Source organism: Kribbella polygonati (assembly GCF_050320105.1).
Classification (GTDB): domain Bacteria; phylum Actinomycetota; class Actinomycetes; order Propionibacteriales; family Kribbellaceae; genus Kribbella.
This window is the reverse complement of the sequence record NZ_CP190129.1, coordinates 8,112,382-8,137,528: the sequence shown is the minus strand read 5'-3', so window position 1 is coordinate 8,137,528 and position 25,147 is coordinate 8,112,382. Positions and strand designations below refer to the sequence as shown.

General features: G+C 69.9%; 24 protein-coding genes and 1 pseudogene. 11 read left to right on the top strand and 14 right to left on the bottom strand.

Annotation, left to right across the window (positions count from 1 at the left end; all coding sequences use genetic code 11):
- Positions 1-195 (bottom strand): DUF255 domain-containing protein, encoded by a 195-nt coding sequence (locus tag ACQHIV_RS39200; protein ID WP_427889389.1) that lies wholly within the window; start codon positions 193-195, stop codon positions 1-3.
- Between the two features lie 10 nt (positions 196-205).
- A complete protein-coding gene (locus ACQHIV_RS39195; RefSeq protein WP_427889388.1) occupies positions 206-1,297 on the bottom strand; it encodes a winged helix DNA-binding domain-containing protein in 1,092 nt (363 codons plus the stop codon).
- 26 nt (positions 1,298-1,323) lie between these two features.
- Here ACQHIV_RS39195 and ACQHIV_RS39190 point away from each other — a divergent pair, with 26 nt between their 5' ends.
- On the top strand, positions 1,324-1,851 hold the full coding sequence (locus ACQHIV_RS39190; RefSeq protein WP_427889387.1) for a nitroreductase family protein: 528 nt from the start codon (positions 1,324-1,326) through the stop codon (positions 1,849-1,851).
- On the opposite strand, the gene ACQHIV_RS39185 is transcribed toward ACQHIV_RS39190, so the two are convergent.
- The 3 genes from ACQHIV_RS39185 to mca form a co-directional block, all read right to left on the bottom strand.
- The gene (locus ACQHIV_RS39185) at positions 1,848-2,882 is read right to left on the bottom strand and encodes a CopD family protein (protein WP_427889386.1); all 1,035 of its coding nucleotides are present in this window, start codon (positions 2,880-2,882) and stop codon (positions 1,848-1,850) included. The genes ACQHIV_RS39190 and ACQHIV_RS39185 overlap by 4 nt on opposite strands.
- A gap of 127 nt (positions 2,883-3,009) precedes the next feature.
- A complete protein-coding gene (locus tag ACQHIV_RS39180) occupies positions 3,010-3,303 on the bottom strand; it encodes a hypothetical protein (protein ID WP_427889385.1) in 294 nt (97 codons plus the stop codon).
- Between the two features lie 31 nt (positions 3,304-3,334).
- Positions 3,335-4,198 (bottom strand): mycothiol conjugate amidase Mca, encoded by an 864-nt coding sequence (gene mca, locus ACQHIV_RS39175; protein ID WP_427889384.1) that lies wholly within the window; start codon positions 4,196-4,198, stop codon positions 3,335-3,337.
- Between the two features lie 58 nt (positions 4,199-4,256).
- On the opposite strand from mca, the gene ACQHIV_RS39170 reads away from it, so the two are divergent.
- A complete protein-coding gene (locus ACQHIV_RS39170; RefSeq protein ID WP_427889383.1) occupies positions 4,257-4,685 on the top strand; it encodes a DUF4307 domain-containing protein in 429 nt (142 codons plus the stop codon).
- Between the two features lie 210 nt (positions 4,686-4,895).
- Positions 4,896-5,408, top strand: a complete 513-nt coding sequence (gene greA, locus ACQHIV_RS39165; RefSeq protein WP_344192782.1) for a transcription elongation factor GreA — start codon at positions 4,896-4,898, stop codon at positions 5,406-5,408.
- 109 nt (positions 5,409-5,517) lie between these two features.
- Here greA and ACQHIV_RS39160 read toward each other — a convergent pair whose 3' ends face one another.
- The gene (locus tag ACQHIV_RS39160) at positions 5,518-9,537 is read right to left on the bottom strand and encodes a S8 family serine peptidase (protein ID WP_427896653.1); all 4,020 of its coding nucleotides are present in this window, start codon (positions 9,535-9,537) and stop codon (positions 5,518-5,520) included.
- Positions 9,538-9,540: 3 nt separating this feature from the next.
- On the opposite strand from ACQHIV_RS39160, the gene ACQHIV_RS39155 reads away from it, so the two are divergent.
- The 6 genes and pseudogenes from ACQHIV_RS39155 to ACQHIV_RS39130 all read left to right on the top strand — a co-directional run bounded on the left by ACQHIV_RS39155 (position 9,541) and on the right by ACQHIV_RS39130 (position 14,880).
- Complete coding sequence (locus tag ACQHIV_RS39155) at positions 9,541-9,951, top strand: hypothetical protein (protein ID WP_427896682.1); 411 nt, start codon at positions 9,541-9,543, stop codon at positions 9,949-9,951.
- Positions 9,952-10,011: 60 nt separating this feature from the next.
- Positions 10,012-10,233: pseudogene (locus ACQHIV_RS39150) on the top strand (helix-turn-helix domain-containing protein); the annotation flags it as partial.
- A gap of 139 nt (positions 10,234-10,372) precedes the next feature.
- Positions 10,373-10,984, top strand: coding sequence for a hypothetical protein (locus ACQHIV_RS39145; RefSeq protein WP_427896680.1), 612 nt, complete (start codon positions 10,373-10,375; stop codon positions 10,982-10,984).
- Between the two features lie 93 nt (positions 10,985-11,077).
- A complete protein-coding gene (locus tag ACQHIV_RS39140; RefSeq protein ID WP_427889382.1) occupies positions 11,078-12,310 on the top strand; it encodes an MFS transporter in 1,233 nt (410 codons plus the stop codon).
- Between the two features lie 208 nt (positions 12,311-12,518).
- Positions 12,519-13,088: a hypothetical protein gene (locus ACQHIV_RS39135; RefSeq protein WP_427889381.1), complete on the top strand. Its 570-nt coding sequence runs from the start codon at positions 12,519-12,521 to the stop codon at positions 13,086-13,088.
- The gene (locus ACQHIV_RS39130; protein ID WP_427896651.1) at positions 13,081-14,880 is read left to right on the top strand and encodes an AAA family ATPase; all 1,800 of its coding nucleotides are present in this window, start codon (positions 13,081-13,083) and stop codon (positions 14,878-14,880) included. The genes ACQHIV_RS39135 and ACQHIV_RS39130 overlap by 8 nt, the downstream gene beginning before the upstream one ends.
- 75 nt (positions 14,881-14,955) lie before the next feature.
- Here ACQHIV_RS39130 and ACQHIV_RS39125 read toward each other — a convergent pair whose 3' ends face one another.
- Positions 14,956-16,044 (bottom strand): hypothetical protein, encoded by a 1,089-nt coding sequence (locus tag ACQHIV_RS39125; protein WP_427889380.1) that lies wholly within the window; start codon positions 16,042-16,044, stop codon positions 14,956-14,958.
- A gap of 130 nt (positions 16,045-16,174) precedes the next feature.
- Positions 16,175-17,668: an MFS transporter gene (locus ACQHIV_RS39120; protein WP_427889379.1), complete on the bottom strand. Its 1,494-nt coding sequence runs from the start codon at positions 17,666-17,668 to the stop codon at positions 16,175-16,177.
- An 88-nt stretch (positions 17,669-17,756) separates the two neighbouring features.
- Here ACQHIV_RS39120 and ACQHIV_RS39115 point away from each other — a divergent pair, with 88 nt between their 5' ends.
- Positions 17,757-18,203 (top strand): MarR family winged helix-turn-helix transcriptional regulator, encoded by a 447-nt coding sequence (locus tag ACQHIV_RS39115; protein ID WP_427889378.1) that lies wholly within the window; start codon positions 17,757-17,759, stop codon positions 18,201-18,203.
- On the opposite strand, the gene ilvA is transcribed toward ACQHIV_RS39115, so the two are convergent.
- Positions 18,196-19,398: a threonine ammonia-lyase gene (ilvA, locus tag ACQHIV_RS39110; RefSeq protein ID WP_427889377.1), complete on the bottom strand. Its 1,203-nt coding sequence runs from the start codon at positions 19,396-19,398 to the stop codon at positions 18,196-18,198. The genes ACQHIV_RS39115 and ilvA overlap by 8 nt on opposite strands.
- Before the next feature lie 54 nt (positions 19,399-19,452).
- Here ilvA and ACQHIV_RS39105 point away from each other — a divergent pair, with 54 nt between their 5' ends.
- A complete protein-coding gene (locus tag ACQHIV_RS39105) occupies positions 19,453-20,544 on the top strand; it encodes an aminoglycoside phosphotransferase family protein (protein ID WP_427889376.1) in 1,092 nt (363 codons plus the stop codon).
- Positions 20,545-20,553: 9 nt separating this feature from the next.
- Here ACQHIV_RS39105 and ACQHIV_RS39100 read toward each other — a convergent pair whose 3' ends face one another.
- From ACQHIV_RS39100 to ACQHIV_RS39080, 5 genes are read right to left on the bottom strand one after another with little or no spacing between them, the layout of a single operon-like run.
- The gene (locus ACQHIV_RS39100; protein ID WP_427889375.1) at positions 20,554-21,300 is read right to left on the bottom strand and encodes a hypothetical protein; all 747 of its coding nucleotides are present in this window, start codon (positions 21,298-21,300) and stop codon (positions 20,554-20,556) included.
- 60 nt (positions 21,301-21,360) lie between these two features.
- Positions 21,361-22,401, bottom strand: coding sequence for a hypothetical protein (locus ACQHIV_RS39095; protein WP_427889374.1), 1,041 nt, complete (start codon positions 22,399-22,401; stop codon positions 21,361-21,363).
- 56 nt (positions 22,402-22,457) lie between these two features.
- Positions 22,458-23,522, bottom strand: a complete 1,065-nt coding sequence (locus ACQHIV_RS39090; RefSeq protein ID WP_427889373.1) for a hypothetical protein — start codon at positions 23,520-23,522, stop codon at positions 22,458-22,460.
- A gap of 38 nt (positions 23,523-23,560) precedes the next feature.
- The gene (locus ACQHIV_RS39085) at positions 23,561-24,364 is read right to left on the bottom strand and encodes an ABC transporter permease (protein WP_380193691.1); all 804 of its coding nucleotides are present in this window, start codon (positions 24,362-24,364) and stop codon (positions 23,561-23,563) included.
- On the bottom strand, positions 24,364-25,146 hold the full coding sequence (locus tag ACQHIV_RS39080; RefSeq protein ID WP_427889372.1) for an ABC transporter permease: 783 nt from the start codon (positions 25,144-25,146) through the stop codon (positions 24,364-24,366). Before ACQHIV_RS39080 ends, ACQHIV_RS39085 begins: the two co-directional genes overlap by 1 nt.
- Between the last annotated feature and the right edge of the window lies 1 nt (position 25,147).

The window sequence follows — 25,147 nt, the reverse complement described above, 5'->3', positions numbered from 1 at the left end:
TTATCCTCGCTGCTCCACGCTCAGGCGTGCCTTACGACACCAGTGACACGCGGAGTACCCGACCGACAGGAACACCGGTACGTCGCGCTCGCGCGCCTCGGTGAACGCCCGCTCGGACCACTCCCGCCACTCCACCGGGTTCCCCGCGTGCTGCCGCAGGTACGGACTGGTCGATCGCCCAAGCTCGTTCGCCATACCCCCAACGCTAGAGGAGGACCTTGCGGCTGCCCGCGTCCGGATGCAGGAACGCCAGCAGGGCCTCCCCTTCTGCGACGACGGCGTCGGCGTCCTCGTTCGAGAGAGGCTGGTACGGGCGGATGGTCAGCGTCACCTCGTCGGCGGTCCGGCCGACCGTCCAGTCGCCCGCGGTGAAGCCGTCGACCAGCAGGATCTGCGGCGCGGGCCGCTGCGTGCGGTACCCCTGCCGGCCGTGGTCGTCGGTGATCACCCGCGAGCGATCGGCGTACGACAGCAGCAGGTTGTCGAAGTCGTACAGGAATCGCGGCGGCGCCGGTGTGTCCGGATCCGGGTGGACGGCCTGGGGTACGTCGTACAGAACCTGGCCGTCCGAGTCCTGGAACGCCTGCAGGTGCATCCGCTCGACGACCTCACGCAGCTTGGTGAGGCCGGACCACACCTGCACGTCCTTCACGCTCGCCGGGCCGAAGGCCTCCAGGTAGCGCCGGATCATCCACTCCAGCGACGAGGGCGACGGCGAACTCGCGCCGAGCCACGCGTCGATGGTGGTGTGCGCGATCGGGCCGCTCCGGCCCCAGACGGCGCGCGGCGGTACCTGGACCAGCGGCACCTGGTTGCGGATCGCGTAGACCAGCGACGCCGGCGCGCGGTCGGGCCACCGTTCGGCGAGCAGGACGCCGAGGTCCTTGTTCGTCAGGGGTTTCGGGGCGAGCAGCTCGACGCCGTCGGCGACCAGCCGCGTCATGTCGATGCCCGCGATCGGCTTGCCGTGGGTGTGGTTCTGGTAGAGGTCGCGATCGAGCACCGGCTGGATCAGCGGCCGCAGCCCGCGGGCGTCGTCCGGCGTCACGAGGTGGATCGTCGAGCGCATCAACGCGATCCGGATCAGCGTCCGGTCGACGAGCAGGCCGGCCGCCTGTTCGGGGGCGAAGTCCGTCAGCCGGGACCACAGCCCGACGTACCAGCTGTGCGGCGTCTGGGCCTGCAGACCGGCGAGCCGGCGTACCGCGTCGACGACCGAGAGGTCCGAGCGGCGCAGCAGCAGCTGCCGGTCGAGAGTCGCCCGGTTCAGCGCCCGGCGGCCGAGTACATGCGTCACGGGCCAACCGTATGTTGAATGGGACCATGCCCGTCCATCCACTGCTCGCCAGCCGCTTCAGCCCGTTGTTGTTCGACCCGGCCCGGACCGTCACCGAGGACGACGTCGACGTACTCCTCGAGGCCGCTCGCTGGGCGCCGTCCGCGGGGAACTCGCAGCCCTGGGCGTACTTCGTGGCGCGCCGTGACGAGCCCGAGCACAAGCGGATCGTCCGCCACCTGGCCCGCAGTTCGGGCCGCTGGGCGCCGACCGCGTCGTTGCTGGTCGTCACGATGGCCCACCGGTACGTCGAGGACACCGACTGGGCGTACTCCGACTTCGCCGACTACGACCTCGGCCAGTCCGTCGCCCACCTGACCCTGCAGGCCCACGCGATGGGCCTGGCCTGCCGCCAGTTCCGCGCGTTCGACCTCGAAGCCCTCGCCACCGACCTGAGCCCCGGCCCCGGCTGGCACATCGTCTCGATGATCGCCGTCGGCACCCCCGCCGAGGAGCGCCCGGCCGACCGCGACCGGCGCAGTACGGCGGACCTTCGCAGCGCGCCCTGGGACTAGGCGGTCTGGGAGAGGGCGATCGAGAGGCCGAGGGTCACGGCCATCACGAGGAGTTCGACGCCGACGACCCGCCAGAACGGGCTGCCGCGGTCCAGGAGGTCGCCGTGGGAGCGGGCGCGGTGGACGGCGGCGAGCACGATGAGGAGGACGAAGGCGACCACCTTCACGATCAGCACGGTGCCGTACGCGTCGTGGGCGAGCTCGTCGAAGACCGAGCCCCAGCCGCCGCCCTTCGCGGCGAGGCGGCCGGCGGCGCTCAGCAGGCCGCTGAGGACGACGGCGACGGCCGAGATGACGGCGACCTGGCCGTACCGCTCCATCACGATCGGCAGCCCACTCCGGCTGGCCCGGCCGTACCGGACCAGGCCCGCTAGTCCGCCGATCCAGGTCGTCGCGGCGATCACGTGGACCACCAGAGCGGCACCGGCGAGTACGACGTACGACTCGTTCCTCGGGTACGCCGTGACCGCGGTCGGGACGAGTGCCGCGATCGCGACCAGTACGCCGAGGCCCGCCGCCGAGGAGGTCTGCACGCGGCGGATGCCGATCGCCAGCGCGAGCACGAGGATGCCGGTGATCAGCAGCGACTTGACCTCGGGTACGCCGAGGGCGTCGTCGAGGCGGAGCCGCAGCAGCCGGATCGGTGTGTTGAGGATGAGCGCCGCGGTCACGATCGAACCGGCGAACGTGCAGACCGCCCAGATCAGCGCCGCGTTACTGGCGTCCCGGACCGCGCGCCGGCCCTGGACGCCGAGCGGTCCGCCCTCGATCCGCAGCAGTACGACGGCCGCGAGCAGCGCGCCCGCGCAACCCACCGTGGCCAGCGTCGAGACGAGCCGGAGCAGCGGCTGCAGCCAGGACACGAACGCGCCTGGACCGCCGATGCCGCCGGCGGTTCCCGGCTGGCTGTCGGACAGGAACAGAGCCAGCACCAGCGCCACGGAGGCGACGAGGACGGCTCCGGCCCCACCGACGACCAGACGCCCAGGCATGCGATGCCGGGCGGCGCGGGTCGCGCGGGTCGCCGTCACCGGAGGATGTGGTCGTGGGCACCAGTCAGCACCCGGCTCACTATAGGGTCAGCCGGAGGTGGGCAGCCCAGTCCGAAACCATCTCGTGATCGGGCTCCCAGGAATCGGTGACCCGACCGAGATCTAGTTACTTCGGAGCGTGGTCACCGGGGGTCTTCGTCAGGTCCTTCGGGTCCGAAGTCGTCGGCGCCGCATCGCCATCCGGGGACGGCGAGCCGGCCGGACTCGCTGGGTCGGCGGACGGTGCTGGGTCGTCCGCACCATCGCGGTCCACGTCGATCCGCTTCAGCTGCTTGCCCATGCTGCGCCACAGCAGGAACGTGGCGGCACCGAGCGCCAGCACGATCAGCAGGGCGACCCAGCCCGGCCTCACCACGTTGGGGTCGATCTCGACCGTCTGAAGGGAGATCATCGCTGTCACGCCACCATTCTCTCATTGTCCGGGCCGCCCGTCAGCGCAGCCCCGCGAACAGGTCGTTCTCAGGCAGCTCCGACTCGACCAGACTCCGGGCCAGCTCGTAGTCCTCGGTCGGCCAGGCCGCCTGGTGCACCTCGAGCGGTACGGCGAACCACGAGCCGTCCGGGTCGATCTGCGTGGCGTGCGCGAGCAGCGCCCGGTCCCGGACCTCGAAGTACTCCGCGCACTCCACCCGGGTGGTGATCCGGCGCTCGTTCTCCGGGTCCGGCTTCCAGTCCTTCAGCCGCTCGGCGTACGGCGACTCCAGGCCGCGCGCGACCATCGCGTCGTGCAGCGCCTTCATCCGCTCGTAGTGGAACGTGTGGTGGTAGTACAGCTTCAGCGGCTGCCACGGCTCGCCGAGCTCCGGGTACGCGTCCTTGTCGCCGGCCGCCTCGAACGCCGCCACCGTGATCTGGTGGCACATCACGTGGTCCGGGTGCGGGTACCCGCCGTTCTCGTCGTACGTCGTGACCACCTGCGGGCGGAACTCGCGGATCAGCTTCACCAGCGGGGCGGCGGCGTCCTCCACCTTCAGCGCCCCGAAGCAGCCCTCGGGCAGCGGCGGCAGCGGGTCGCCCTCCGGGAACCCGGAGTCCACCCAGCCCAGCCACTCCTGCCGGATGCCGAGGATCTCGCGCGCGCTGTCCATCTCCTTGCGGCGGATCTCGGTGATGTTCGCCAGTACTTCGGGGCGGTCCATCTTCGGATTCAGGATCGATCCGCGTTCGCCGCCGGTACAGGTGGCGACCAGCACCTCGACGCCTTCGGCGACGTACCGGGCGGTCGACGCGGCTCCCTTGCTCGACTCGTCGTCCGGGTGGGCGTGTACATGCAACAACCGAAGATCTCCACTCACAAGACACAATGGTCCTCCAAGCCCACGCAAAACCCACGACCGACCCCCTGGACGACCTGTGACCGAGTCAGCTGCAGCCACCCCGACCTCCGACCTGAACGCGCGGTACGGGCGTGGCGGGCGGTCCCGCCGCCCGCTGCTGATCGGCGTCCTGGGCGTCGTCGTACTGGCCGGGCTGGTCTGGCTGGTGTGGGTCGCCTGGGTGCAGTCGAACCCGCCGGTCCGCTCCGAGCTGCAGGGCTTCACGATCGTCTCGCCGACCAGCGCGACGGCCACGATGACGGTCGACCGGACCAAGTCCGTCGAGGCGAGCTGCCGGCTGCAGGCGAAGGCGGCGGACTTCTCGATCGTCGGCGAGGTGACGGTCACGGTCCCGGCCGACTCGGCGCGTCACCAGACCCTGCCGGTGACGTTGACAACGCAACGCTCGGCGACCTCCGTGGTGCTGATCGGCTGTACGACGGCCGACCAGCACCGCCCGCGCTGACAGCGAACCCGCTGCCACGGCAGCGGACTGCCGCCCGGTTCTGTTCGCGGTAGGAGAAAACCGAGGTAGCAAACGTTTTCCAAGCGTTGGTAGCCGGTCAGAACCCCTGCGTGATCGACGGTCTCTTGCTACGCTCGTTTGATTGGTCGCCGTCGACGACGGCGGCCAGCAGTATTTTCCTGCCCATCCCACCGACACAAGGAGCAGCCCGTGACGCAGAAGATCGACGAGGACAGCGTTGTCTGGCTGACGCAGGACGGTTACGACCAGCTGAAGTCCGAGCTCGAGCACCTCAAGGGCCCCGCCCGTGCCGAGATCACCCAGCGGATCAGCGAGGCCAGGGACGAGGGTGACCTCAAGGAGAACGGCGGCTACCACGCCGCCAAGGACGAGCAGGGCAAGATCGAGGCGCGGATCCGGCAGCTGGAGGACATGCTCCGCCGGGCCCGGGTCGGCGAGACCCCGAAGGCGGGCGGCAAGGTCGAGCCCGGCATGAAGGTGTCGATCAAGTTCGCCGGCGACGACGACGTCGAGACGTTCCTGCTCGGTTCCCGCGAGTTGCTCGCCCTGGACGCGTCGGTCGACATCGACGTCTACTCTCCGCAGTCCCCGCTCGGCGCCGCCATTCTGGGCAAGAAGAAGGGCGACAAGGCCACCTACGAGGCCCCGAACGGCAAGGACGTGACCGTCGAGATCGTCGCCGCGGAACCCTTCACCGGCTGACCCACCAAGCTCCCGAAGGGCCCCGGTGGACAGTCCACCGGGGCCCATCGCATTGTCGGCACCGCGCATCTGTGGGAGCAACGGCTTGCCTGGACCCGCGGGCCGGGGGTCAGCCGATCGGGATCCGGTACGTGCCGGCGTTCCCGAGTCCGGCGTACAGCCATTTCCCGTCGGAGCTGACCGCGAGCGCGCGGGCGTCCGTGGTCGGCAGTCCGGCGCCGATGCTGTGCCAGCTGCGGCCGTGGTCGGTCGATTCGAGGACGCCACGACCCGCGACCGGCACGCCCCAGAAGGTGTCGGCGCCGGCGGCGTACCAGGCCTTGCCGGTGACAACGACGTCACCGATCGAGGTCGGCACGCCGCCGAGGTCGGCGGTCGTCCAGCGGCCGTCCTTCGTACTGACGTTGATCGCGTCTCCGGCCGCGATCAGGTAGCGGCCGGTACGACGGATCGTGCTGACCCGGCCGTCCAGGATCTTCGTGGCGGTCGCACCACCGTCGGTCGAGCGGAACAGCCCGTCGGGGCCACCGAGCAGCAGCCGTCCCGCGTCGTCGGTACCGATCGCCTCGACGTAGTACGGCGTGTAGACGTTCTTCCAGGTCTGCCCGCCGTCCTTGCTGACCCGGATCCCGGTCGCGCCGTCGTTCGGCCGCTTGAACCCGGCGACGACGTGCGCCGGGTCGTCCGGGTCGGCCCAGAGCGCGGTCGGCCCGTTGTCCGTGTCGCTGACCGTCGCCCAGGTCGTCCCGCCGTCGTCGCTGCGGTCGAGCCGGCTGCCGCCGAACGCCGTCCGGCCCAGCCGCCAGACGACGTCGCCGCTCGACGCCAGGTACCGCGTGCCGGCGCCGACCATGCCCTCGCCTTCCCCGGCGCCCCACTCCTTGCCTGTCGAATTGACGGCGCTGCCGTAGACGCCGGACTCGGTCGCCGCGAGCATCCGGTCGCCGACCGGGAGCAGGTCGTCGACGGTGGCCGCCGACAGCCCGATCCGCTGGAAGCCGTCGGTGCCGAGGCGGTAGATGCCGGCCGAGTTCGCGATCGTGTCGCCCGCGGCCCAGACGTCGAAGTCGGTGACGACCCCGTTTCTGTTGGGCGTCCGCACCTCGCGCCAGGTCGCGCCGCGGTCCTCCGACAGGTAGCCGGTGCCGTTGTCGGTGGCGTAGATCGACGTACCCGAGGCGTGCACGCTCTCGTGGAAGTTGCCCGCGTGCACGGTCTTCCACGTCGTACCGTCGGTGCTCGCGACCGCGCCCTGCAGCCAGACGTTCGCGGCGAGTACGCCGTCGCCCGCGGACAGCGAGGTGACGAAGACCGTGGTGGTGGAGGAGTACGACAGCGTGACGGCGCCCGGTGCGCCACCGGACATGGGCGTCGACCAGATCTTCCGGCCGTCGGTGAGGTAGAGCTTGTCGCCCAGTACGGCGGCGTACTGTACGTCACCGCTGATCCCCGTCGGGTGGGTCGACCAGGTCGTGCCGTTGTCGGTGCTGGACAGCAGCGAGATCGGCGTGACCGCGACGACGGCGCCGTCGGGCATCGTGAAGAGGCCGAGGATCTGGGCGTTGTCGAGGTGCTGCGGTTTCCAGGTGACGCCCTGGTCGTCGGTACGGACGATGCTGCCGCAGCCGCCGATGCACTCGTTGACCGCGAACCAGAACCGCTTGCTGTCGGTCCGGTCGAACGCGACGTACCCATCGCCCAGGCTCGCGCCGAGCGGAGCGCCCGGGCGAGGGATCCACGTCTTACCGGCGTCCGTGCTGACCCACGGTAGGGTCGAGCCGGACACGGTGGCGACCGCTACATCGCCTTGTGGTGAAGGCGTCACGTCGCCGCCACGGCTGTTCGGGCCGACTGCGGACCACTTGGTTGTCGAGGACGTACCCGGCACTTCGAAGGACGTGCTGCCGATCAGGTTCACGCCCGAGGTCGTCGTACCGGTGGAGGTCACGTGGTACAGGCCCGGGACGAGGCCGGACAGCGGGGCGCCGGCCCAGCCTTGGCCGCGACTCTGCAGGGCGATCGGCTGCGCCTTGCCGTCCGGGCCGGTGAGGGTCGCTCGGGGCGTGCCCTGGAACGGGAGCGGTGCGACGAGGTCGAGGCTCGGTACGGAGCCGAGCGTGACGTAGACGCCCATCGGACGAGCGGCCAGCAGGTACGGCACGGTGACCGCGCCGCCAGTGAAGGAGGCGATCAGGTCACCTTCGAGGTTCGTGCTCTTCGTCGGTACGTCGGCCGCTAGCGTCACCTTGACGTTGCGCGACTCACCGGCCGCGAGTGACACGGTGGCCGGCTGAAGCTTCACGCCCTTCGCGTTGAGGTGTACGACGAGACGGCTCGTACCGGTGTTGTGCAGGGTGATCGCCTTCGACGCGGAGACCGACTTGCCGTCGAGGTCGGCGAGGCCGAACGACAGGCTGGTCGGGCTGGTCTCGAGCGGGGACTTCAGCGCGGACGCCAGGTTCATCCGGCCGGCGCCGTCGGTGGTCGGCGGTACGTCGGGGAGCGGGTCGGAGGCGCCGATCAGCGCGGAGCGGATCTCCGCGGCCGGCTTGTCCGGGTACCGCTGGCGCATCACGGCCGCCGCACCGGCGACCGCGGGACTGGCCATCGACGTACCGGACATCGCGGCGTACCCGGAGGGGTCGAGCGCCGTGGGGACTGTGGAGACGACGTCGACGCCGGGTGCGGACACGTCGGGCTTGAGACGGAAGGTGCCGTCGTTGACGGGGCCACGGGCCGAGAACGAGGCGACCTCGCCGCTGACGTCCTTGCCGACGATCGTGATGTCGCGGCCGGCGGCGGCAGCGAGTTCGGCGTACTGCGTGTCGTCCATGCCGAGGACGACCAGGGACTTCATCCGGAGGCCGTCGTCGGCGGAGATGTGTCCGGGTTCGGGGACGGAGCTGATGCCGATACCACCGGAACTCGGCTGGCCGATCAGTACGGCGATGGCGCCGGCGTCCTGGATGCGCTGGATCGCGTCCCGGTCCATGTAGTCGGCGTACTCGGCGGTCGGGCCGGCGATGCCGTTCATCAACGCGACCTTGCCGTGCAGGTCGCCGATCTCCTCCGGCGAGGCGTACCCGACGTCGACGAGGCCGCCGGTGACGGGCTTGGCCGGGGCACCGGCGGTCAGCGGGGTTTCGAAGGTCTGGAGGGGTTCGGTGCCCATGCTTGCCGAGCCGACACGGCGGTTGCCTTGGGTGGCGCCCACGGCGATCACGCCCGGAGCTACCGCGGGGCTGGCGACGGACGAGGCCACCGGGCCCGCGTTGCCGGCGGAGGCGACCACTATCACGCCCGCATCCGCGGCTGCCTGAGCGGCCGCGGTCACCGGGTCGTCGCCGGATCCGCCGTCCACGCCGATGCTGAGGTTGACGACATCCGCCGGGTGCGGACCGGCCGGGTCCACAGCGGCGTCGATCGCCGCCACGATGTCGGAACTCGACCCGGAGCCGTTCGCGTCCAGCGCCTTGTACGCGGTGATCTCCGCGCCCGGCGCGACACCTGTCAACTCCCCATCGGCCGCGATGATCCCGGCCACATGAGTCCCGTGCCCGTTGTCGTCCATCGGGTCGGAATCCCCATTAACAAAGTCATATCCCCCCACAACCTTGTGCCCCGCACCGAACCCGCCCCCCAAATCCGGATGCCTGTAATCAACCCCCGTATCAACAACAGCAACCGTCACCCCCGCCCCCGCAGACACACCCGCAGCCCCGGAGCCAACCGCAGGCGCGGAGACGCCCGCAGGCGCAGAGCCAACCCCAGCCCCGGAGCCAGCCGCACGCGCGGACACGGCCCCAGGCACGGAGCCAGCCCCAGGCGCGGAGCCAGCCCCAGGCGCCCCAGGCGCGGAGCCAGCCCCAGGCGCGGAGCCAGCCGCAGGCGCGGACGGTCCAGTGGAACCCGCGGCCTCCGCACCACGAACGCCTGCGCCTCCACCGCCTCCCGCACCTGCGCCTCCCGCACCTCCATCTCCCGCACCTCCCGCAGCTCCACCTTCCGCACCACCGCCTCCCGCACCTGCGCCTCCCGCACCTCCCGCAGCTCCGCCTCCCGCACCACCGCCTCCCGCCGCGCGAGCGGCGGGAGCGGCGGGAGCGGCGGGATCGGAGGCCTCCGTCATCGCGTGGACCGGGAGGTCCGGGACGACGCGGGCTACGCCTGGGAGGTGTTCGAGCGTGGGGAGGTCCGACGCCGGAACGGTGGCGGCCACCGCATTCAGCACGGTGCTGAAGCGTTTGTGCACGTCGAGCTTGAGACCCGCACCCCGGGCAGCGGCGAGCACGCCGTCCTGGGTCTGCCGGATCAACTGGTGCTTGGTGGCGACCGCTCGAGCGCCGGCGGGCTCGGCGAGGTCCGCTCCGGCCGCAGCGGGCGCGGTGTCGAAGACGACGATGACGTCACGACCGGCGGCGGTCGGGGCCGCGGCGGCGGGCGGGAGGCCCGCGGACGCCAGCAGGGTGACCGCGAGGCAACCGGCGGTGACGGCGCCGGTCAGGTTCGTGGTGCGCGCTGTGAAATGCATAGCGGGTATTGAAGCCGCGTTCCCCGTGGCAGCGCACCGGTTTGTGCTGGCGCGTAGCGGCCAGTGGCCCAGATGAGCCATCATCGACCGATGGCCGACGAGACCCTGAAAGCCGCCGGGATCGGCGCCTTCGACGAGCGCGTGTACCGCGTCCTCCTGACCCGTACGTCGGCCACCGCGGCCGAGCTGATGCCCGACCTCGGCGACTCCCAGGCCCGCGTCACCAAGGCACTCGGCCGCCTGCACGACCTCGGCCTGGTCGGCCAGCTCGCCGGCGAGGGCAAGCGCTTCGCCGCGATCGACCCGGCGAGCGGCGTCGAGGCCCTCGTCCGCGACCAGGAACGCGCCCTCGAACTGGTCCGCGCCGCCGCCCGCGAACTCGGCGAGTTGTACCGCCACGGCGCCGGCGGCCGGCAGGGCGACGAGATCGAGATTGCACGGCCCCGAGGCGCTCGGGCGGCGCTTCGTCCAGCTGCAGCAGGAGACGTCCGAGGAGTTCATGGCGCTCGACCGCCCGCCGTACGTGCTGGCCACCGAGAACCCGGTCGAGGAGCGCGCCATCGACCGCGGCGTCCGCTACCGCGTCGTGTACTCCCCCGAGGCGCTCGCGCATCCGATCGTCGGCAAGGACATCCAGCGCCTGGTACGCGCGGGCGAGGACGCGCGGATGCTGACCGGCGTACGGATCAAGCTCGCGATCGCCGACCGATCGACGGCTCTCCTCCCGCTGTCGCTCGACGTCGGCGACGGTCTGCGGGCGGCGGTCGTGCACCAGAGCACGCTGCTCGACGCGCTCGTCGACTACTGGGAGCTGTGCTGGCAGCAGGCGATCCCGTTCGGCGCGGAGGCGGCCGGCGAGCTGACCGAGGACGACCGCGCGCTGCTCACGCTGCTCGTCGCCGGTCTCAAGGACGACGCGATCGCCCGCCAGCTCGGCTGGTCACTGCGCACGATGCGCCGCCGGGTACGTCGCCTGCACGAGCTGACCGGCACCTCCAACCGCTTCCAGGCGGGCGCCGTCGCGATGCGCCGCGGGTGGCTCTGAAAACTTCTTTGAGCGTGAAGTTGAGTCATTGCGACTCAACTTTCTTGATACTTGAGTCGACAGCACTCAAGTATCCTGCTTACGGTCCAGGACATGGGCATTCTGAGGCACCCCGACTTCCGGCGGCTCTGGCTCGCCGATCTGCTCAGCCAGCTCGGCAGCCGGCTGACGATGTTCGCCATACCGCTGCTCGCGGTGCTGACGCTCGACGCGACGACGTTCCAGGTGTCGCTGCTGCGCACCTGCGAGACCGCGGCCTGGCTGCTGCTCGGGCTGTTCGCCGGCGCGTGGGTCGACCGGGTCCGCTGTCTGCCGGTACTGATCGCCGCGGACCTCGGCCGGGCCGTCCTGTTCGGATCGATCCCGGTGGCGGCGGCGTTCGGCGTACTCAGCCTGCCGCAGCTGTACGTCGTACTCGCGCTGGCCGGCGTACTGACCGTACTGTTCGACGTTGCCCACAGCACCTATCCGCCGCGGCTGCTGAACGCCGACCAGCTCCTCCCGGGCAACGCGAAGCTCGCCGCGAACCACTCGGTCGCGGCCGTGATCGGCGCCGGCGCGGGCGGCATCCTCGTGCAGTGGATCGGCGCCGCGGTCACGATCGGCCTGGACGCGCTGAGCTTCGTCTGGTCGGCGATTTGGCTCCGCAGCATCCGCACCCCCGAGCCCGCGCCGGTCAAACCCGAACGCCCACACCTGCGCCGCGAGATCCGCGAGGGCCTGCGGTACGTGTTCAAGCACCCGCTGCTCCGGCCGATCGCGCTCAACCAGACCACGACAATGCTGTTCCAGTCCGCGAACGGCGCGGTCATGGTGGTCTTCCTGGTCCGCCAACTGCACCTCCGCCCGAGCACGATCGGCATCCTCAGCATGCTCGGCCTGCTCGGCGCGATCGTCGCCTCGGTCGTCACCGAGCGGATCAGCACCTGGCTCGGCGACGCCCGCGCTTTGTTGCTCTCGACAACAGGTATCGGAGTCGCGTTCGTCCTGCAGGCACTGACGAACCGCGGCTGGCAACTGGCCTGGTACGTCCTCGCAACCCTGCTGGCAGGCTTCTCGATCATCGTCGCGTACATCCTCGCCGCCAGCACCCGCCAACGCGTCTGCCCACCGGACCTCCAGGGCCGAGTCAGCGCCACCATGAGCTTCGTCTCCTGGGGCGCCACCCCCCTCGGCAGCCTCCTGGGCGGCCTCCTCGGCACCACCCTCGGCCTCCGCCCCACCCTCTACACAGCCGGCTTCGCCACCCTGGCCGGCACATCCTTCCTGTACTTCTCCCCACTCCGAACGCAGAAGAACTTGGCCGACATCCCCGCCGCGCACTGACGGTTGTCCACAGGCTCCGGATTCGCCCCGCCCGAGCGGGCCGAAAAGCCATACCTTGTCGGGCACAGCCACACATCAGACCCAACGATCGAGACAGGGGTGCGCCATCGATCTGCATGCCGACGACCCGCCGGTTCCCGCGCCGGAGCGGCCGGTCGTCCTCCGGACAATTCTGGCCGAGCTCGAGAACCTCGAGCATCCGGTCACGGTGCTCCCTGAACGCCGGCCGTCGGCCCACGGGAGTTCCGCAGCCGATTTCATCGTCGACGGCCAGCAGCTGCGCGTCCTGGTAGTGGTCCTCTGGGACGTCGTTCCGCCGACCGACGTCCTGCAGACCGGCGCCGAGTTGCTGAACACAACGACCGACGCCGACGCTGTGATCCTCTGCCGACCGAGCCCGCCGTTCCCCTGCCTGGTGATCGACGCGTACGAACTGCCTGGCCGTCCGGACACCCGCTACGAATCGGTACGACGAGCCGTCCAAGAACTGCTCGCTCCGGCACACCACGACTGGTCGGACCTTCCGCAAGCACCGATCGCCGTCGGGCTCAGCCAGCTGATCGATCCACAGAACATCGGCGAGATCGCCGCAGCCAAGGCGCGGGCGATCCGCGCGAAGAAGGTGCAACTGGAGGCGAAGAAGGCCGCCTACGGCTCGTTGGACGATCACATCGAGGACTGGGTTGTGCAGCGTGTGACGGCAACGCTCGCGGGCAACTGGACCGCCGATCAACTCGCCCACGAGCTCGACGACATCGCCGGTGGCGACGATGATTAGTCGCGTCCGGCTGCAGAACTGGAAGGCTTTCGACAATCTCGACCTCCAGCTGTTCGGCGGGACGACATTCGTCGTCGCGCGGAACGGAACGGGAAAGACCTCACTCCTCGAATCGATCGCTTGGGCTCTGCTCGGGCCGGAGTCGGGGATCGATGCCGACAATGCCAGGCGCGGCAACGGACCTTGCCGAGTGAGGCTGGACCTCGAGTTGCCCAGCCGCGGACCAGTGAGCGTCACCCGTTCGATGACCGCTGCGACAAAAGCACGCAGGCCCAAAAGCTCAGTCGAGTTCCACACAGCGGACGGATCCGGCACCGACGACGATGATTGGGCGCAACTGATCACCGCCGCGCTGGGTGCCCCTCCCGCACTGCTGAGCCGACTGCTCATAGGCTCCGACGACGCCATCTGGCGGGAACACGATCGACCGATCGGCGTCGACCTCACCACGGAGGTTTCCCGCCTGCTCCGGCTCGACGTCCTGACGGACGTGCAGCGCGCCGCTCGCAGCGAGGCCAGAGCGTCTGAACGCCAGGCACGAGAGGCCAAGAAGATCGACGCCGAGGTGATTAGCGCCGCGCAGACGGCGTTGCTCACTGCCGAGAGCGAGTACGAAGTCGCCGCCGAGCGTCTGCGGCAGCTCCAGGTCGAGCTCGCCGCCCGGGAGAAGCGGGCCACGATCGAGCAGCGACGGACCGAATGGAGAGCTGGCGCGGAGGCTGTACGAACGCGTCACGCCGAGGCAACTGCCGGCGTACTCCGAATTGCCGAGCGGGAAGGCGAATCGCTTCCGCCGCATCAGCTGACACTCACGACGGTCGACGCGATGGGCAAGCGGCTGCGGGCCCGGTGGGACGAACTCGTCCAGCGAGCTGCCCGCAGTCGTGCCATGGCCGCGGTGTCCGCAGATCAGCTACGTCTTCTCCATCCCGGCGACGATTGCCCGGTGTGTCTTCGGCAACTCGACGCAACCGCCGCGGAGAAGGCTGCCGAGGGACACCGCGGGGAGATCCGACGGCTGGAGCAGGAGGCGTCCGGCCTGGAAGCGCAGACGGCATCCCTGGGCTCGCACCTGGAGAAGCTTCGCGAGTTCCGGGTGACTCTCTCGGAGCCGTTGCCCGCTCCATTGGCTGACGTGGACGAGACTGCAGATCCGGCCTCTCCCGAGCTTGCCTCGTACTCCGGCCATCGCCTGACCGAGCTGCTCGGGGAGCAACAGGCGCGATGCGAGGTGCTGCGGGACCGGCTCGGTGTCGCACGCAGCGAGGAACAACGGCTGCAGAGTCAGAACCGGATGTTCGAGGTTGCTGTCAGGAGCTATCGGCGACAGGCCTATGCGACGGTTCTGGGAGACACTGTTGAGGCGGTCGCCGGGGATCTGACCGCACGTGGCGCCGACCCCTTGGTCAGGCTGATTCGTGGCCATTGGAAGCAGTTGCCAGGCGGTGACAGTCTCACCGTTTCGCGCGACGGCGCGATCCAGGCCGCGCGAGGTGACAAGACGGTCGACTACCACTCACTGTCCGGAGGTGAGAAGGCCCAGTCGCTCCTGGTGTACAAGGTGGCGGCGCTGAAGGCGCTCACCGCGGCTCCGCTGATGCTGCTGGACGAGCCACTCGAACATCTCGATCCGAGGAACCGCTGGACGATCGGCCGCATGCTCACCGATCTGACGTCGCAAGGCGTTCTCGGCCAGTTGCTCGTCACAACCTACGAGGAGTCCTTGGCGCGCAGGCTGGCGCTCCACGGTGATCGCGAGTCCGTTCGTGTCCTGCGTATCGATGCACCGTAGGCACACCATGACCGTCCGGGTGGCGGGAGAATCACGGGCCTGCCACCCGGCGGTCGTTCGGTGCGAATCAGTCGCTCAGTCGGAGGTGATCTGGGCGGTGCCGACCAGGACCTCTACGTCGAGGGCGGCGCGGCCGCGGCCGATTTCCACGTCCTTGGACTGGCCGGAGACGGCGCCGGCCCAGGTCACGCGGCCGAGTTGGGCCTCGGTGTGGACGTGGACGTCGGAGCCGCGGCGGAGGGCGACGTTCGCCGTACCGGACTCGACGCGGACGCGGGAGCGGCCCTTGGTGAGCTGGGCGTCCAGGGTCGCGGAGCCGGCCTGGACGAGTACGTCGATGGGGCCGTCGACGTCGGCGACCTTCGCGGTGCCGGCGGTGACGCGGACCTTGGTCAGGCCGGGGAGGCGCTCGGCGTTCACGCTGCCGCCGGTCACCTCGACCTCGACCTCGAGGTGCGGGTTGACGCGGATCGACAGTTCCTTGGCGAGGCCGTTGACGTGGGCCTTCAGGTCGGTCGGGTTGCGCAGCATGCTGAACCCGTCGATCGAGACACCCATGTCGCCCTCGCTGCTGATCGCGAGCGTGTCGCCGTCGCGCTTGATCACGTGCGGCCCGTCCACCGCGACCCCGTTCACGGCCGGTTCCCCGATCAGCCGCACCCGGCGCCCGATCGCCCGCACCGTCACCCGCTGCACCCCAGACGGAATAGGCACGTTACTGTGCTCCTCCTCAGCCGGCACTCCCTCAACCTCCTCAGGCACGACATCCTGCACGGACGAGGGCTCCGCGGCATGCCGCGCGCCCGGCTCCCCGGCCCGCTCAGCGGTGGGCTCTGCGGTAGATCCCGCGGTGGGCACGGCTGTGGGGGCGGCGGTCGCGCCGGTGGTGGTATCGGCCGCGGCTTCGTCGGGTGGGGTGGTGGGTGAGTCGACGGCGTCGGCCCAGACTTCTGGGGAGGGGGCCGCGGCGGCGGCTGGGTGGTCGGGGGTGGTGGTTTGTGTGTCGTCGGCAACCGGAGAGGTGCCGGTCGGTGCTCCGGTGTCAGCCGCGCCGGCGGTTTTGAGGGCGGTGATCAGCGTGGCACCTTCCTCGGTGGAGAGGTGGCCCTTGGCGACGCGGTCCAGGATGTCCTTGACCTTCTCGTCGTAGCTCTGGTTGCTCATGCGTCCAGTCCAGCACCCCGCCGGGTCGAAACCAATCGGGGAATCCCCCGAAAAGCAGTGGTGCGGACCCCCGAAGGAGTCCGCACCGTCCGCTCTCTATCACTTCACAGCCACAACGGGCTGGTTGTTGTCACGCCGCCGGCGTCATCTCCTCCGCCGCCAGCTCGTCCTGTACGGCGGCCAGCTCCGCCGCCTCGGCTTCCTCGGCCGCCCGGCGCGCCTTCAGCCCGCGCAGACCGGTCAGCGCGATCACCAGACCGAGCGCCGCGATCCCGGTCACGACCCCGAGCCCGGACTTGTACGCCGACAGCACCCCGGCGGCCGCGGTGACGCCGACCGTCTGACCGCTGATCACCGCGGTCACGATCGCCAGTACGACGGCTCCGCCGACCTGGTTCGACGTGTTGAACAGCCCCGACGCCAGCCCCTGCTCGTGGTCCGGGACCCCGGACACGGCCTGGATGTTCAGCGACGGGAACCCGAGCGCGAACCCGAGCCCGAGCAGCATGATCGTCGGGAACACGGTCGAGAAGTACGCCGACTCCGGCCCGATCCGCAGGCTCAGGGCGTACCCGGCCACGAACAGCGCCATCGCGACGATGATCATCTTCTCGGTCCCGACCCGGTCGACGATCTTGCCGACGTTCGGGGACAGCGTGGCGACCAGCAGGCCGGCCGGGAGGAACCCGAGCGCGGTCTGGAACGACGACCAGCCGAGCAGGTTCTGCAGGTACATGGTGCCGATCAGCTGGAACGCGACGTACGAACCGAAGACGGTCAGGATGGCCAGGTTCGCGCGCCGCAGCGACGCGTTGCGGAGGATGCCGAGCCGGACCAGCGGGTGCTTGGTGCGCAGCTCGATCGCGACGAAGCCGGCCAGCAGTACGACGGCCAGTACGAACAGCCCGATGGTCTGCAGCGACACCCAGCCGGCGTGTTCGGCGCCGACGACCGCGTAGACCAGCGACAGCATGCCGCCGGTGACGGTAACCGCGCCGGGTACGTCGTACCCGCCGGCGGCGTCGTCCCGCGGGCTGTTCGGGATCAGCTTGAGGCCGAACAGCAGCACGATCAGGGCGACCGGGCCGGGCATCAGGAAGGTCCAGCGCCAGCCGACCTCGGTGAGCGCGCCGCCGAGGATCAGGCCCATCGAGAAGCCGCTGGCGGCGCAGGTGGTGAAGATGCTGAGGGCCCGGTTGCGATCCGGTCCCTCGTGGAAGGTGGTGGTGATGATCGAGAGCGCGGCCGGGGCGGTGAACGCCGCGGCGATGCCCTTCACGAACCGCGCCGCGATGAGCAGTTCGGGGTTGCTCGCCAGCGAGCTCAGCATCGAGACGACGGCGAAGACGGCCAGCGCGATCAGGAAGACCCGGCGCCGGCCGAGCAGGTCGGCGGTCCGGCCGCCGAGCAGCAGCAGACCGCCGTACCCGAGCACGTAGCCGGTCACGACCCACTGCAGAGAGGCAAGGGAGACGCCGAGGTCGGCGCCGATGGACGGCAGCGACATGCCGACCATCGACACGTCCAGGCCGTCGAGGAAGATCACGCCGCAGACCACCAGGAGTGCGCCCCAGAGACGGGCATCCCAGGTCATGCGGGCGGGAGATGTGGTTTGCGTAGTCACGAGAAGAGACTATTGCATGCGTGTGCATCTAATGTCTAGGCATTAAATGCGTTTGCATTGATTGCAGCCGCATGCTATGTTGACCGACATGACCGCTACGAAGGTCAGCGGTGGGACTGGTGAAACCACCGCCGATGTGCGCGAATGGCGCGAGCTGCTGGCCCGCCACGCGGACCTGACCTGCGCCCTCGACCGGGCACTGCAGGCCGGGCACTCGCTCGGCATGAGTGAGTACGAGGTGCTCGAGCGGCTCGCCGAGTTCCCGGAGCATTCCGCGAAGGTGGCGACGATCGCGAAGTCCGTGCACCTCAGCCAGAGCGCGCTGTCCCGGGTGATCGGCCGCCTGGAGATCGCCGGCCTGGTCGAGCGGCACATGTGCCCCGAGGACCGCCGCGCGATCAACGTCCGGCTGACCGACGAGGGCCTGCAGCGACAGGCCGAGGCCCAGCCGACCCAGCGTCAGGTGCTCGCCCAGCGGCTGCACGCCCCGCTGGTGAAGACCTGCGAACCCGCGCCGGCTACGACGCTCAGTTGAGCGTGTAGGTGTAGCCGTTCGCGAGTAGCCCGGCGAGCAGGCGTTCGCGGTGGTCCTCGCCGCGCAGTTCCAGTTGCAGGGCGACCTCGACCTCGTCCAGGCTGAGGGTTTCCGAGATGCGTTCGTGCAGTACCTCGATCAGGTTCGCGTCCAGCGCGGCGATCTGGGTCAGCAGCATCGCCAGCCCACCTGGCGTGTCGGGGATCCGTACCCTGACGGACAGGTAGCGGCCGGCCGCGGCCATGCCCTGGCGGATCACGCGCATCAGCAGCAGCGGGTCGATGTTGCCCCCGGACAGTACGACGACCACCGGCGGCTTGAACCGCTTCGGCTCGTCGAGTACGGCGGCCACCGCGGCGGCACCGGCCGGTTCGACGACGAGCTTCGCGCGTTCGAGGACCAGCAGCAACGCCTTCGACAACGAGTCCTCGCCGACGGTCCGGACGTCACCGACGTACCGCTGGACCGTCTCGAACGGGACCTTCCCGGGCAGCCCGACCGCGATCCCGTCCGCGATCGTCCGCATCCGCTCCAGCTGCACCGGCTCCCCCGCCGCCAGCGAGGCCGGGTACGCCGCTGCGCCGGCCGCCTGTACGCCGACCACCTCGATCGGCTGGCCGTCACGCTGCATCGCCGCCGCGATCCCGGCGAGCAGCCCGCCGCCTCCGGTCGGTACGACGACGGTCCGCACCTGCGGGCACTGCTCGACGATCTCCAGCCCGGTCGTGGCCTGTCCCGCGACGATGTCCGGGTGGTCGAACGGGTGGATCAGGATCGCGCCGGTCTCCGCCTCGAACGCCCGCGCCGCGATCAGGCAGTCGTCGATCGACGTCCCCGCGAACCGGATCTCGGCGCCGTACGCCCGGGTCGCCTTCTCCTTCGGGATCGGTGCGCCGTTCGGCATGAACACGGTCGCCTTGATGCCGAGCAGTTGCGCGGCGAGCGCGACGCCCTGCGCGTGGTTCCCGGCGCTGGCCGCGACGACGCCGCGTGCACGTTCCGCCATGGACAGCCGGGCCATCCGGACGTACGCCCCGCGCAGCTTGAAGGACCCGGTGCGCTGCAGGTTCTCGCACTTCAGGAACACGTCGCCGCCGACCAGGTCGCTCAGCCAGCGCGAGTACTCCAGGGGCGTCGGCGCGACCACGTCGTGCAGCAGATCGGCCGCCCGCGCAACATCTCTGGCATCGATCACGACATGCACCTTAACGGGGAAAAGCAGTTGCACCGGGAACATACGCTTCAGCCCATGGAAGTCCGGGCTCACGTCGCAGAACAGGTCTTCACGGTCGAGATGCCGGACGACTTCTGGTTCCCGGACGTGGAGCCGGTGCTGCGGGCGCTGCACGAGCAGTACGGCGTCGAGGCCGTCGTCCGCGAGTGCGTATCCGACGAACCGGTCACGTACCTGCTCGAATCGCGGGAGCGGTACGACGAGGAACTGCGGTGGATCGGGAAACACGTACAGGCGACCGGTCCGTGGACGCAGGTGAAAACGTGGGGGCTGTCCGACGTACTGCGTGTCCCGACTACCGACGGGGACGTATATTTCAAGGCACTTTCGCAGGCGTCGACCGATCCTGAGGCGCTCCCGTTCCTGTTCGCCCATGAGCCGCGGTTCCTGCAGCACGCGTCCGCGGATCGGCCCGGGGAGATCCCGGCGCCGATCGCGATCGACGAGGCGCGCCGGTGGCTGTTGCTGGCCGATCTCGGTACGCCGCTCGGCGAGGAAACAGACGTCGCGCTGTGGATCGATGCCGTACGCAACCATGCTCGGCTGCAGCGGAGCTACGCGGCGGAGTCCGACCGATTGCTCGAGTACAGCTGCGCCGATCGGCGACTCGCCGTACTCGACTCGGAACTGGACCGCCTCCTCGAACCGAACAAGCTGACACAACGCCTCGCTCCGCCGGAGCTCGCCAAACTGCCGGACCGGGCGAAGCAGTTGCGCGAGGCAATCACCGAACTCGCGGAGATCGGCCTACCGGAGACGTTGCTGCACGGCGACCTGCACCCGCGGAACCTGGCGGTGCGGGACGGGAAGGTACTCGCCTTCGACTGGACGGATGCGGCGCTGGCACACCCGTTCCTCGACTTGGTGACGTTTGTCGAGAAGCGCTCGCCACTGTCGGCGGACCCGCGAGTGCGAGACGCCTACCTGGCCGAGTGGGAGGAGTACGCCACCCCCACCGCCCTACGCCACGCGGTCCAGCTCGCCGAGGAAGTAGGCGTGCTCTACCAAACCATCACGTACCTCCACCTGGTAGACCACGTAACCGGCCCCAGCCGAACCTCCCTCCTCCGCGGCGGCGACTTCTGGACCCGCAAACTGCTTGGCTGACAGGACCGGTTAGCGGTGGAGGATTGCCAGGTGGGTGCGCATGCCTCGGCGTACGGGTGGGTCCAGGTGCTGATCCCAGGTGGGCGTACGTTCGCCTCGGAGCATGGCGTAGTAGGCGAGGGCTTCGGAGAGGACTGCTTCGCGGAGGTAGCCGCGGGCAACAGGTTGTTTGCCCCGGCCGTTGGGGCGGGGGCGGCGTTCGTAGGCTGCATTGGCGGTGAAGATGCCCAGGCCATAGAAGACCGTGATCAGGTCGGTCAGGGACTCGTGGTCTGGGCGAGCGGCGCGGGTGATGCGGCCGCCGCCGAGGAGCAGCTCGTGGCCGACCTCATGGGCATAGATCGCTGTCAGCGCGACGGGGTCGGCCGCCAGCGCGGGCGCGAGCTGGATCTCGTTCCTCGGCTCGCCCCGGATCCAGCGGCCGGACTGCTCCTTGACGATGTGCGCGCGGACCGAACGGCGTACGCCGTTCAGCTCGAAGCTCAGCCCGCACTGCCCCGGGCGCAGGTCCATCCGCCCGTCGACCAGTTCGCACAACGCGGTCGCCGCGGCCTCGCTCCCGTCGTACCCGGAAGGGATCACCTCGGTGGGGAGCACGATCGGCCGGTGGACGACGTCCTTGCCGAACTCCTCGATCAGCCAGTCCATCGACATCCGGATCCAGCGGCGGCTGCCGCCGCGCAGGCGCTCGCGGGGTGCCTTCAGCTGGGAGCGCAGCTGCTGGCTTCGTTTGATCGTGCCGATCGGGTTCCTCACCCGCCGAATCATGCCTGCCCGACCTCGCAGCGAAACCTCCCGGTCCCGCTGCGTCACCGCTCAGCGTAGCGGCGAGCCCTCCTGGATCGAGTCGATCTCGGCGCGCTTCACCAGCGCCGCGAGCCGGGCGAACGTGCGGATCCGGACCGCGCGGTCCAGCTCGGTCGGCATCACCGGCAGCAGCGACTCCGGCCACAGTGTGTGCCGGCGGAAGCAGTACGCCGCGAGGGCGTCCGAGGCGCCGCGTTCCCCCAGGTAGCCGAGGCTCTGCCGCATCGAGCGGCGCCCGGGGACCCGTTCGACGGCCTGGTTCGCGAGGAAGATCCCGAAGCCGTGGAACACCGCGAACAGGTCGGTCACCGCCTCCGCGTCCGGCCGGCTCCGGTCCATCAGGTGGTAGCCCCACAGCACCTCGTGGCCCAGCTCGTGCGCCGTCGCCGCGATCACCGCGGACGGGTCGGACCGGGTGGTCGCCGACAGCATCACCGCCGTACCTTCGTGGCCTCCGGTGCGCAGGTCGAGCCAGGCGGCGCGCGAACCGGTGCCGGCCGGCGCCGACCAGACCGCGACGGCACGTTCGTACAGTTCGGCGCGCTGCTCCGGATCGGTCGTGTCGCGGAGCGCCGTACTGCGCTTCACCTCGGCGGCCAGCTCCCGCTCGGCGAGGACCGCGATCTCGGGCGCGTACCCGGCCGCGGCCAGCTCCTCGACCTCGACCGCCGACATCGTTGCCTGGAGCCCCGAAATCCCCGTCAGTGCGGGATGCTCGGCCTGCAGGCGGCGGGCGGCGGTACTGCGGCCCGCGGCGCGGACGTCCTCCATCCGGAAGCTGAACCGGATCCGGTCGTCCGGCACCTCCATCCAGGCGCAGACCCGGAGGCAGAGTTCCCGCGCGGCGTGCTCGGACCCGTCGTACCGGGCAGGGACGAAGGCACTCGGCAGTACCGGCCGGCGGCGCAGCGGTTCGACGCCGAACCGGCCGATCAGCCAGTCCAGCGAGTCCTCGATCCACTGCTCGGGTCCGCCGGGCAGCATCACCTTCGGGCCGTAGAGGAGATCGCGTTCACGTTGCCGACGCCGCCAGGCACCGATCAGATTCATACCGGAACTGACGCGGTCGACCCGGCGCCCATTCCATCGGAAATGTTGCAGCTGTATCACCAACCCAGCACGGTCGGCGGACCTCCGATCAGTTCCTCCAGACGGGCCGCGAAACGGGCCCGTGGTGCCGGGTCGAGTGCCTGGTGCCAGCCCGGGAGCAGTGGACCGTCGCGGAGCAGCCGGTGCTGGCGGAAGCGGTACAGCGCGAGCGCCTCGGCGACCGCGTGTTCGCCGAGGTAGCCGGACGTGTGGACCCATTCGTCGTCGAGCGTGGTCTCGTCGACGGCCGCGTTGACGAGCACGACACCGAACCCGTGGAACAACGCGCACAGGTCGGTCAACGGTTCCTCGAGCGGCCCGGACGCCCAAGGCGGAGCCGGCCGGGCCAGCAGCTCGTGGCTCAACTCGTGCGACACCGCGGCGAGCAGTTTCAGCGGATCGGCGATCACATCGGACCGCAGCAGGATCGCGCAATGCCCCGGAATCGGTTCGATGCCAGGAGATTCCGCACCCAGGTCGATCCACCGCCCGAGCGCCGGGCCGGCCTGTACGGCGGGGTGAACGACGCCGGCCCGCCCCGGATCGGCGGCCGCCAGCAGGCACCGCACCACCTCGGCACCGAACTCGTCGGCACCGAGCCGCCGCACCAGGAACGGCAGCAGGCTGTCCTCGTCGGCTGCCAACTCGGCCTCGATGATCCGGTCCACCTGCTCGAACGACGCCGTACCCAGGCGGCTCGAATGGGTCCGTACCGCCGCGCGGTCGCCGGGCGCCGCGCCCTGCGACAACGGGTGTTCCGGGTCGAGATAGCCGTCGAGCATCGCCGACCCGAGCAACTCGGCGGCCTCGGCGACCTTCTCCAACCGGAAACTGAGATGCACCCGCTCGGCCGGGATCCCCAGGTGTTCGCAGACCCGCGCGCAGACGTCCCGCGCGGCCGCGGCCGAGCCGTCGTACCCGGGTGGCACGAACTCGTCCGGTACGACGACCGGCCGTCGCAGGACCGCCGTACCGAAGTGGTCGGCCAGTAAGCGGAACGAGTCCTCGACCCAGCGCCGCGGTCCGCCCGGCAGCGCCACCTTCGGTGCCCGCACCAGATCGTGGAAGGACTCATCGGTCATGCAGGGTCGGACGGTGGGACAGGGGGTGCTGGTTCCGCTCACTTCAGCAGGAGCTTGCCGAGGCGGCGGGACGCGACGTACATCCCGAAGGTGCCCATGGCGGCCAGGTACAGCGCGTGCACCAGCAGGAACCAGCCGACCGCGCCGGTGCTGAACGCGCGCTCGAGGACAACGCCCTGGTAGAGCGGGGTGATCTCGACCAGCCAGCGGATCGCGCCCGGGTACGTCTCGACCGGGTAGAAGGTGGCCGAGAACAGGAACATCGGCATGATCGCGAGCTGCACCAGCTCGAAGTCCTGCCAGCTGCGCATGAACGTGGTCAGCGCCATCCCGGCCCCGGCGAACGCGAACCCGATCAGCACCGACGCCGGCAGCGCGAGCAGCGCCCACCACGACGAGATCAGCCCCATGATCAGCATCACGACCACGAACATCGCCGAGTAGATCGCGCCGCGCAGCAACGCCCAGGTGACCTCGCCGGTGGCCACGTCCCACGGCCGCAGCGGCGTCGCGAGGATCGAGTCGTACAGCTTGGCGTACTTCATCCGGAAGAAGATGTTGTACGTCGAGTCGAAGATCGCGCCGTTCATCGCGGAACTGGCGAGCATCGCCGGCGCGACGAACGCGGCGTACGCGATCTTCGTCCCGTCCGACAGCGTGAACGCGCCGACCAGGTGCGCGACGCCGACGCCGATCGACAGCAGGTAGAACACCGGCTCGAAGAACCCGGAGATGAACACCACCCACGACCGGCGGTAGAGCATGAAGTTCCGCTCGACCATGTGCCGGCCGCCGCCGAGGCGGACCGGCACCGGAAGGACGCGCGCTGCGATGGTCGCCATCAGCCGATCAGCTTTCTGGTGAAGCCGCGGACGGCGAGGCGGGTGCCGACGGAGAACCACGCCAGCAGGTAGACGACGTTGACGACCGCGAGCAGCGGGTTGACCGAGCCCAGGCTCAGCGCGCGGGACAGGTCGACCGCGTGCCACAGCGGGCTCACGTACGCGAGCCACTCGATCCAGTCCGGCAGCTGCGACACCGGGAAGAACGCGCCGGAGAACAGGAACGCCGGCACCACCCCGAACCGGAACACGATCGCGAAGCCGGAGTCGTTCTCCAGCGTCGTCGCGTACGCCGCGATCGGCGCGGCGACGGCCATCCCGACCAGCAGCGCGACCGGCAGCGCGAGGATCCCGAGCGGCGACCGCAGCCCGCCGAACAGCGCGATGACCACCAGGAACACCGTGCACGAGGTGAACACCCGGAACGCGATGAACCCGAGCTGCCCGTACACCACGTCCGCCGGCCGCAGCGGGGTCGCGATCATCGAGTGGTAGAACTTCTGCCACTTCAGCCCGCCCATCACCGGGTACGTCGCCTCGCCGACCGCGATCTGCAACGCCGTCGAGGCGAGCAGCCCGGGCGCGATGAACTGCAGGTAGCTGACGCCGCCGAGCGCACCGGTCCCGTTGCTGTCCACGAACGAGCCGAGCCCGATCCCCATCGCGGCCAGGTAGAGCAGCGGCAGCAGGAAACTGCTGATCACCGTGCCCTTCCAGGTCCGCTTGTAGACGGTCAGCCAGTAGTCGAACATCCGGCGACCGTTCTCCACGGCAACGGCCATC